General features: G+C 45.2%; 5 protein-coding genes. 4 read left to right on the top strand and 1 reads right to left on the bottom strand.

Annotated elements, in window-relative coordinates; all coding sequences use genetic code 11:
* Positions 1 to 242 precede the first annotated feature (242 nt).
* The 4 genes from AACX38_RS05370 to AACX38_RS05355 all read left to right on the top strand — a co-directional run bounded on the left by AACX38_RS05370 (position 243) and on the right by AACX38_RS05355 (position 6,436).
* A complete protein-coding gene (locus AACX38_RS05370) occupies positions 243 to 3,281 on the top strand; it encodes an inverse autotransporter beta domain-containing protein (RefSeq protein ID WP_228863687.1) in 3,039 nt (1,012 codons plus the stop codon).
* A 167-nt stretch (positions 3,282 to 3,448) separates the two neighbouring features.
* Positions 3,449 to 5,146 (top strand): sensor histidine kinase, encoded by a 1,698-nt coding sequence (locus AACX38_RS05365; RefSeq protein ID WP_228863686.1) that lies wholly within the window; start codon positions 3,449 to 3,451, stop codon positions 5,144 to 5,146.
* 2 nt (positions 5,147 to 5,148) lie between these two features.
* Entirely contained in the window at positions 5,149 to 5,868 is a 720-nt protein-coding gene (gene btsR, locus AACX38_RS05360) for a two-component system response regulator BtsR (RefSeq protein ID WP_228863685.1), read from the top strand.
* Between the two features lie 187 nt (positions 5,869 to 6,055).
* On the top strand, positions 6,056 to 6,436 hold the full coding sequence (locus tag AACX38_RS05355) for a hypothetical protein (protein ID WP_228863684.1): 381 nt from the start codon (positions 6,056 to 6,058) through the stop codon (positions 6,434 to 6,436).
* Positions 6,437 to 6,542: 106 nt separating this feature from the next.
* On the opposite strand, the gene AACX38_RS05350 is transcribed toward AACX38_RS05355, so the two are convergent.
* Complete coding sequence (locus tag AACX38_RS05350) at positions 6,543 to 8,498, bottom strand: DEAD/DEAH family ATP-dependent RNA helicase (protein WP_228863683.1); 1,956 nt, start codon at positions 8,496 to 8,498, stop codon at positions 6,543 to 6,545.
* Positions 8,499 to 8,548 lie beyond the last annotated feature (50 nt).

The following is an 8,548-nucleotide window of genomic DNA, read 5'->3' as shown; positions in this document are numbered from 1 at the left end:
ATTTCTGGCTCTCTTTTTTTATCTTAAACAGCTAATATAGAAAGTGGTGTTGACCAAAAAATAATTTTATGCTGGAATAAAAAACCACATATATTATATATGCCAGATAAATAATCCGTGCGTTAATTAGCTAACAGAATTTTTGCTAGCTCATTTGTGATGCCTTAAATAAGGTAATGTCACTTTGCCATTCTTTTATACCGTCATCACCTGACGCTTTTACTGTTACAGGTCTAATATTTATGTATAAAAAATTTGATGAGCCGTGGGTAAAAAATCAGCAAACCGTGCTGAAACGAGTAGCCTGGGTAAACATTATTGCCCAGTTTTCGTTTCCACTGGCTGGCGCATTTGCTCCCACTATCGCCATGGCTGAAACACTGACGACTTCTCAATATGCTCCTTTGATAGCAATACCGACAGAGTCTTATATTCTGAAGCCAGGAGAGACTATTTATACAATTGCTAAACGCTATAGTTTCACTATTGATCAACTTAAAGAAATAAATCAGTTACACGCTTTCCATAAGCCATTTTCAGAACTTAGTGCAGGTGATGAGATTAACGTTCCCAAACCTCGCCCTAATAAGTATTTACCCTTCAATTACTTTTCATCGGCACAATTCGTATCAAGACCGGTTGAATCTGGGCAGATGGAATCAGGGCCGTCCTCCGAAACCAATAACACCGGCAACGCTCTGGCAAATTCCGCCACTCGCATCGGCGAAATACTGAGCAGCGATAACGTAGGCAACAGCGCAATCAATCAGTTAAGTAATCTGGCTGTAGGCGAAGCTAATCAACAACTCCAGAATTGGTTGGGGCATTATGGTACAGCGCGGGTACAGGCTAATATTGATCGACGTGGTCATCTGGATGGCAGTCAGCTCGATATGTTGCTGCCTCTGTATGATAGCGAGAGTAAAATAAATTTTACCCAGTTTGGCTTACGCCGTATTGATAAACGCAACACCATTAATTTCGGTGTCGGGCAACGACAGTTTTTTGATAGCTGGATGTTGGGCTACAACGCTTTTCTGGATCACGATTTTACCGGAAATAATACCCGGTTTGGCCTCGGTGCAGAATATACTCGCAATTATCTGAAACTGGGAATTAACGGCTATTTACGCTTAAGTAACTGGAAAGAATCACGCTTCCTGAAAGATTATGATGAACGCCCTGCTAATGGGTTCGATCTGAGAGCACAGGGTTATATCCCCGCCCTGCCGCAGCTTGGGGGTAAGCTGGTATATGAACAATATTTCGGTAATGAAGTCGGATTAATCAATAAAGATCACCGCGGGAAAAACCCGGCTGCGTTTACCGCAGGCATTAACTATACCCCTATCCCACTACTGACTTTTGGTATCGACCGCAAACAGGATATGTCCGGCAATGGAGATATGCAGTTCAATTTAGAAATGAATTATGAAATCGGTACTCCGTGGTCAAAACAGATTAATCCTGATGCCGTTGGTTTCAGTCATACTCTACAGGGTAGCCGCTATGATCTCATTGATCGTAACAACCAAATCGTTCTGGAATACCGTAAACGTGAAGTTATTCGTCTGACATTAGATAGCCTGATTTCCGGTCATGCCGGTGAAATAAAACCAATTCATATTAGTGTAAACAGCAAATATGGATTGAAAACGATTCAGTGGGATGCAGCAAGCCTGCTCGCCAATGGGGGTAAAATTGAACACCAAAGTGACAAGCTCTACCTGCTGACACTACCTAAGTATCACCATAGTGGTAACAATGCTTATACCATAAGCGCGATTGCTTATGATGAACATGATAATGCTTCCAAACGGGCAGAGACTCAGATTCAGGTGCTACAAGCAGAGGCAAGCGTTGATAAGTCAACATTCACAGCAAGAGATCACGAGCTGTCCGCTGATGGTCATTCCAGCACCACACTTAAATTGATGCTACGAGATGGCAATGGCAACCCGATTCCTGACTCTGCCGAAGATCTCAAATTCGTCAGCAGCGAACTAAGCGGGGCAGGGAAAGCGCCAACAATTGGAAAAATCAAAGAAACTCAACCGGGCACCTATGAAGCATTACTCACTGCTGGCGAAAAAATAGGTGTACTGACAGTAACCGCTAAATTCAAAAAGCTGAATTTCACACCAATAGAGATCACGTTCTTCCATCCTGATAAACCCATCATTAAAGATGTCAGAATGTCAGGCCGACTGGAAATGGGCCACACTCTCAAAGCGACCTATAGCTTCAATGCCAACAGTGGAGAAAGTACAGACAAATCACGCTATGTGTGGGGAGATAAAGGAAATGTTGATATTACTAAAGGCTCAACAATTACTGAATCAGGTAAAATCCCCACTTATACACTGACACTGGAAGATGCAGGCAGAGTCAAGGCTCTCGTTGTTCAGGCACAAAATGGGCTTAATATTACTGGAAATACAAAAATGATTGATACCAGTATGGGCCAGGAACAGGGTAATTATACCTATGGCGGCACAGAAGGCGGCAAAATCAAAGGCATTGCAGATAATCTGAAAGTTACCATCAATACTGGCAAAGCTAAAAAAGGCGAAACAATCACTCTGAGTGTGCAGACATTCAATCACGGCCAACCCGTAAGGAATGTTCCGATAGAGGTAAAAACCACTGAGGCACTGAATCGTCAGAACATTCATCAGGCAGTGACACTACAGGTCAATGGTAATGCCGGTCACTATCAGGGAGTTACTGGTGATAATGGCACATTATCCCTTCCCCTCACCGATCCACATGGTCTGGGGGTCAAAACAACATTACAAGTAGCAGGATATGGCGTTTCAGCACTGCAAACTAAGCATGTCATCTTTACCGTTGCAACCAGCCCTGATTCTCAATATGCAAGTTTCTGGGGACATATGGCCGATACAGCGACAGGGGCGAATGGACGTGTCTTTAGCCGACCTCTGCTACAAGCAGAACTGGATGCTATGGGGATGAAAGGAATGACGACATACACCGAAAATGGTGAACACTGGCCGCGCCGTATTTATCAGGGATCCGTGTGGTATTGCCATAAAATACATAAAGAATTACCGACAAAAGAAGATCTGCTCAACCTGTACCAAATCCACCAGAAGAATGAAATGCATGATCTGTACGGATGGCCACAATTCCGTTCTTATCGTTCTTCAACACCAGGAATAGATGGAGACGGTAAAAATGCCCATTTTGCCGTCAATATTGATGACGGAACAGCGCATGTTATCAACGAAACAGTGACCGATTACGTTATCTGTATATAGTCCTTCTGCTCATTTTCTGAGTAAAAATCCGCCCTGCTCAGGGCGGATTACCTGCTTTCCATCCAAAATTACGTTAATTCCCGCTATTCTATTGACGATGTTAAATTCAAACTTTGATAATAACTGTATAAATTTATTTATAATTATCAAATCCACTGTGAAAAAAAATGTATGAATTTAACCTCGTGTTATTACTTCTCCAGCAGATGTGTATTTATCTGGTAATTGCCTGGCTGTTGAGTAAAACACCTCTGTTCATCCCTCTACTGCAAGTGAGTGTTCGCTTACCTCACAAGCTGATGTGTTATGTCATCTTTTCCATCTTCTGCGTGATGGGAACCTATTTTGGCCTGAATGTGAATGATTCTATCGCCAATACCCGCGCTATCGGCGCTGTGCTCGGTGGTTTACTTGGTGGGCCGACTGTTGGGGCAATGGTCGGATTCACCGGGGGATTACATCGCTATTCTCTGGGTGGAATGACCGCATTCAGCTGTATGGTATCAACAATCATAGAAGGTGTACTTGGCGGCCTTGTCCATATTTATTTAATGAAGCGCGGCAGGATCAATAAATTACTTAATTTATGGACTGCGGCTATTGTGACTTTTTTTGCAGAATGTGCCCAAATGGGAATTATTCTGCTGTTTACTAACCCCTTCAGTGAAGCACTCCGGTTAGTAAAAAATATTGCCGCTCCGATGATTATCGCCAACAGTATCGGCGCTGCCATGTTTATTCGTATCTTGCTGGACAGGCGGGCTATCTTTGAAAAATATACCAGTGCCTTTTCTGCTCAGGCTTTGAAAATTGCAGTGTGTACCGAAGGTATATTACTGAAGGGATTTAATGAAATTAACAGTATGCGTGTGGCAAAAGTCATCTATCAGGAACTAGAAATCGGTGCTGTGGCAATTACAGATCGGGATAAGTTACTGGCGTTTATTGGGATTGGCTCAGACCATCATCTGCCGGGCACTCCCATTGCCTCTGAGCAATCACATCGCGCAATAGCCAATAATGAGGTCGTCTATGCCGATGGCAATGAAATCCCTTATTGTTGCTCTCTAAACCCCACTTGTAAGCTGGGTTCAGCCTTGGTTATCCCTCTTCGGGGTGAGAATCAGCAAGTCATCGGCACAATTAAATTGTACGAAGCCAAAAACCGCTTATTCAGTTCAATTAACCGGACGTTAGGGGAAGGGATTGCCAGCCTGCTTTCAGCCCAAATTCTTGCCGGGCAGTACGAGCGGAATAAACAATCTTTGCTGCAATCAGAAGTGAAGCTGCTTCACGCACAAGTGAATCCTCACTTTTTATTTAATGCCCTGAATACATTGCAGGCCGTAATACGACGTGATAGCCAACAGGCAGGCCAGCTCGTACAGTACCTTTCAACATTTTTCCGCAAAAACCTGAAACGTCCGGAAGACATTGCCACACTGCAAAATGAAATAGAGCATGTGAATGCTTACTTACAGATTGAAAAAGCGCGCTTCTGTGAACGCCTCCAGATAACCATAGATATCCCGGAATCACTGCGCTACGCCAGATTACCCGCATTTTCCCTGCAACCGATGGTCGAAAATGCAATTAAACATGGCACATCACAGTTACTGGATACGGGAAGAATTACGATTAGAGCCTACCAGCAAACCAATCTGTTATTGGTTGAAATCGAAGATAATGCAGGGTTGTATTGCCCACAAAAATCGGGGGATGGGCTTGGGATGAGTCTGGTAGATAAACGGCTGCGACTTCGCTACGGTGAGCACTATGGCGTCCGTGTTGATTGCCAGCCAGAAGAATTTACCCGTGTCATTTTGTGTTTACCATTGGAAGAAGAAGCTGATAAGAAAACGTAAATATGAATGTATTGATTGTTGATGATGAGCCACTGGCTCGCGAAAATCTACGCTGCCTGCTGGCAGAAGAAACGGATATTCAAATCATTGGTGAATGCGCCAATGCAGTAGAAGCAATTGGTGCTATTCATCGCCTGAAACCTGATGTGGTTTTCCTTGATATTCAGATGCCCCGCATTACCGGGCTGGAAATGGTAGGTATGCTCGACCCGGAACACCGCCCCTATATCGTTTTTCTCACGGCTTTTGATGAATATGCGATACAAGCATTTGAGGAACACGCCTTTGATTATCTGCTAAAGCCGCTGGAAAAAGAGCGGTTGAGCAAAACATTACAGCGACTACGTTCAGGCTATCAAAAACAGCATCTGGCAGACTTACAGCCAGAAAATGAACAGCTAAAATATATTCCCTGCACAGGACACAGCCGGATATGGCTGATGCAACTGGATGAGGTGTTATACATCACTTCACGTATGAGTGGTGTCTATGTGATGAACACCAACGGGCAAGAGGGTTTTACGGAATTAACTCTGCGTACACTGGAAACCCGTACTCCCCTGACCCGCTGCCATCGCCAGTATCTGGTCAATATGACCCATCTGCGGGAAATTGTTTTCGGGGAAAACGGTCATGCAGAATTAGTTTTACGCAATGATGCACGTATTCCCGTCAGCCGCCGTTATTTAAAGCCGCTTAAAGAAGAACTGGGATTGAATTAATCATTTTGTCTGCACCCTATCTATACACAATGGATTTCAAAATGCGTCGCGGCGGCGAGGGAACTCATCCCCGGGAGCATAGATAACCGTATGTTTATAAAAACGGTGACCGGGGTGAACGAGTGCAGCCAACAAAGAGGCAACTTGAAAGACGAAGTGTATAAGCCAAAATCAAATAAGGATATGTATGGTCGATCTCTACCTGAAAATTAAAACCAATCAAATGACCCTGAAAAATCTCAATAATCAAAAAGAACTGAGTATTACAGGAAATTTCAGCACTTCTCGCTTATTGGTTGGGGATTTCTATGATGCAAAGCTGCAATTGGATTCGTTGTTTAAACAACATGGTCTGATGCGATTTATTGAGAGATTTCTTGGGCGCAGACACCGGCTACTTATTCATCCATTGGAACAATCCGAAGGTGGCCTTTGCTCCGTAGAAGAACGGGTATTACTGGAAATTACGTATGTTGTCTCCAGAGCAATTATCCAAAAAATGATTATCCATCAAGGTGAGTGCTTACTTTCAGATGCGGAAGTTAAAGAGACTCTGGACCAGAAATAGCCTAAATAAAAAAAGAAAAACCCTTTCTCCAATAAGAAGAAAGGGCTTCTTTCTATCTAATATTTCAATGTGTTATCGCTAACACAAAGCAACACTCAATGGTGTATTACACGTTACCATTGCTTGGTTGCTGGCGGCGACGCTGACCACCGTTGAAATCATCATTGCCACGGCCACGGAAAGAACCGCGCTCACCGCCACCACGACGTTCATTGTTATTAAAGCGACGACCACCACCGTTGCCGTTGCCAAAACCGTCACGATCACGACGTGCACCGTTACCGCCGTTACCACCATTACCGCCGTTACGACCACCACCACGACGCTCACGACGTTCAAATGGCTGTGCATCACCTAACAGCTGCATATTCAGTGGCTTGTTCAGAATACGGGTACGAGTGAAGTGCGACAGCAGATCTCCCGGCATACCTTTTGGCAGCTCAATGGTAGAGTGAGTTGCGAACAGTTTGATGTTACCGATGTAACGGCTGCTGATATCACCTTCGTTAGCAATTGCACCAACAATGTGGCGAACTTCAACACCATCATCACGGCCCACTTCAATACGGTACAGTTCCATATCGCCAACATCACGACGCTCACGACGAGGACGATCACCACGGTCGCCTCTTTCACCACGGTCACCTCTGTCACCACGGTCGCGCTCACCGAAGCTATTACCATTACGGCGACGGTCATCACGATCATTGAATTCACGACGAGGACGACGGACAGGATCTGGTGGCAGGATCAGTGGGCGTTCACCCTGTGCCATTTTCAGCAGTGCTGCTGCCAGTGTTTCCATATCCAGTTCTTCACCGGTACCCAGCTTAGACAGCAGAGCACGGTATTGATCCAGATCGCTGCTTTCCAGCTGCTGCTGAACGTTACCTGCAAACTTCTCCAGACGGCGCTGGCTCAGCAGCTCTGCATTCGGCAGTTCTACTTCTGGAATTGTCAGCTTCATTGTACGTTCAATGTTACGCAGCAGACGACGTTCGCGGTTTTCAACAAACAACAGCGCGCGACCTGCACGGCCTGCACGGCCTGTACGACCGATACGGTGTACATAAGACTCCGCATCCATTGGGATGTCGTAGTTAACAACCAGGCTAATACGGTCAACGTCCAGACCACGAGCAGCAACGTCAGTCGCGATCAGAATATCCAGACGACCGTTCTTCAGACGCTCCAGAGTCTGCTCACGCAGAGCCTGATTCATATCACCGTTCAGTGCCGCAGAGTTATAGCCGTTACGCTCAAGAGTTTCTGCCACTTCCAGAGTTGCATTCTTGGTACGTACGAAAATAATCGCTGCATCAAAATCTTCTGCTTCAAGGAAACGTACCAGTGCTTCGTTTTTACGTACACCACCGTAAACAGACCAGTAGCTCTGGCTGATATCCGGACGGTTGGTTACGCTGGACTGGATACGAACTTCCTGTGGCTCCTTCATGAAACGACGAGTAATACGACGAATCGCTTCAGGCATAGTTGCTGAGAACAGAGCAGTCTGATGTTCTGCCGGGATCTGGCTCATGATGTTTTCAACATCTTCGATAAAGCCCATACGCAGCATTTCGTCAGCTTCGTCCAGTACCAGACCTTTCAGGTTGGACAGATCCAGCGTACCACGCTTCAGGTGATCCAGCAGACGACCCGGTGTACCTACAACAACTTGTGGCCCCTGACGCAAAGCACGCAGCTGAACGTCATAACGCTGTCCACCATAAAGTGCGACAACATTCACACTGCGCATGTGTTTAGAAAAATCTGAACATGCTTCAGCAACCTGTACCGCCAGTTCACGGGTCGGTGCTAACACAAGGATCTGTGGAGCTCTAAGCTCAGCATCAATATTATGCAGTAGAGGTAAGCTAAATGCCGCAGTTTTACCACTACCAGTCTGTGCCATACCCAGCACGTCACGACCATTTAATAGGTGAGGAATGCATTGCTGTTGAATTGGAGAAGGCTTCTCATAGCCCATGTCTTGCAACGCAGAAAGAATAGGTGCTGATAACCCTAAATCAGCAAAAGAGATTTCAGTCTCAGTGGTCATGTAATGGTGCCTCATTAATCGTGGCGGCCAGTCTACATAACACAGTGAAA

The sequence above is a fragment of the Xenorhabdus sp. PB30.3 genome (genome assembly GCF_963895965.1).
GTDB classification, from domain to species: Bacteria; Pseudomonadota; Gammaproteobacteria; order Enterobacterales; family Enterobacteriaceae; genus Xenorhabdus; species Xenorhabdus stockiae.
Note: the sequence above shows the minus strand (reverse complement) of the source record. Positions and strands in the feature narration are given on the sequence as shown.

What these genes read in the sequence shown, in the direction of transcription:
- AACX38_RS05370 (WP_228863687.1), top strand. Translation starts at nt 243, where the DNA reads ATGTATAAAAAATTTGATGAGCCGTGGGTAAAAAATCAGCAAACCGTG.
- AACX38_RS05365 (WP_228863686.1), top strand. Translation starts at nt 3,449, where the DNA reads ATGTATGAATTTAACCTCGTGTTATTACTTCTCCAGCAGATGTGTATT.
- btsR (WP_228863685.1), top strand. Translation starts at nt 5,149, where the DNA reads ATGAATGTATTGATTGTTGATGATGAGCCACTGGCTCGCGAAAATCTA.
- AACX38_RS05355 (WP_228863684.1), top strand. Translation starts at nt 6,056, where the DNA reads ATGGTCGATCTCTACCTGAAAATTAAAACCAATCAAATGACCCTGAAA.
- AACX38_RS05350 (WP_228863683.1), bottom strand. Translation starts at nt 8,498, where the DNA reads ATGACCACTGAGACTGAAATCTCTTTTGCTGATTTAGGGTTATCAGCA.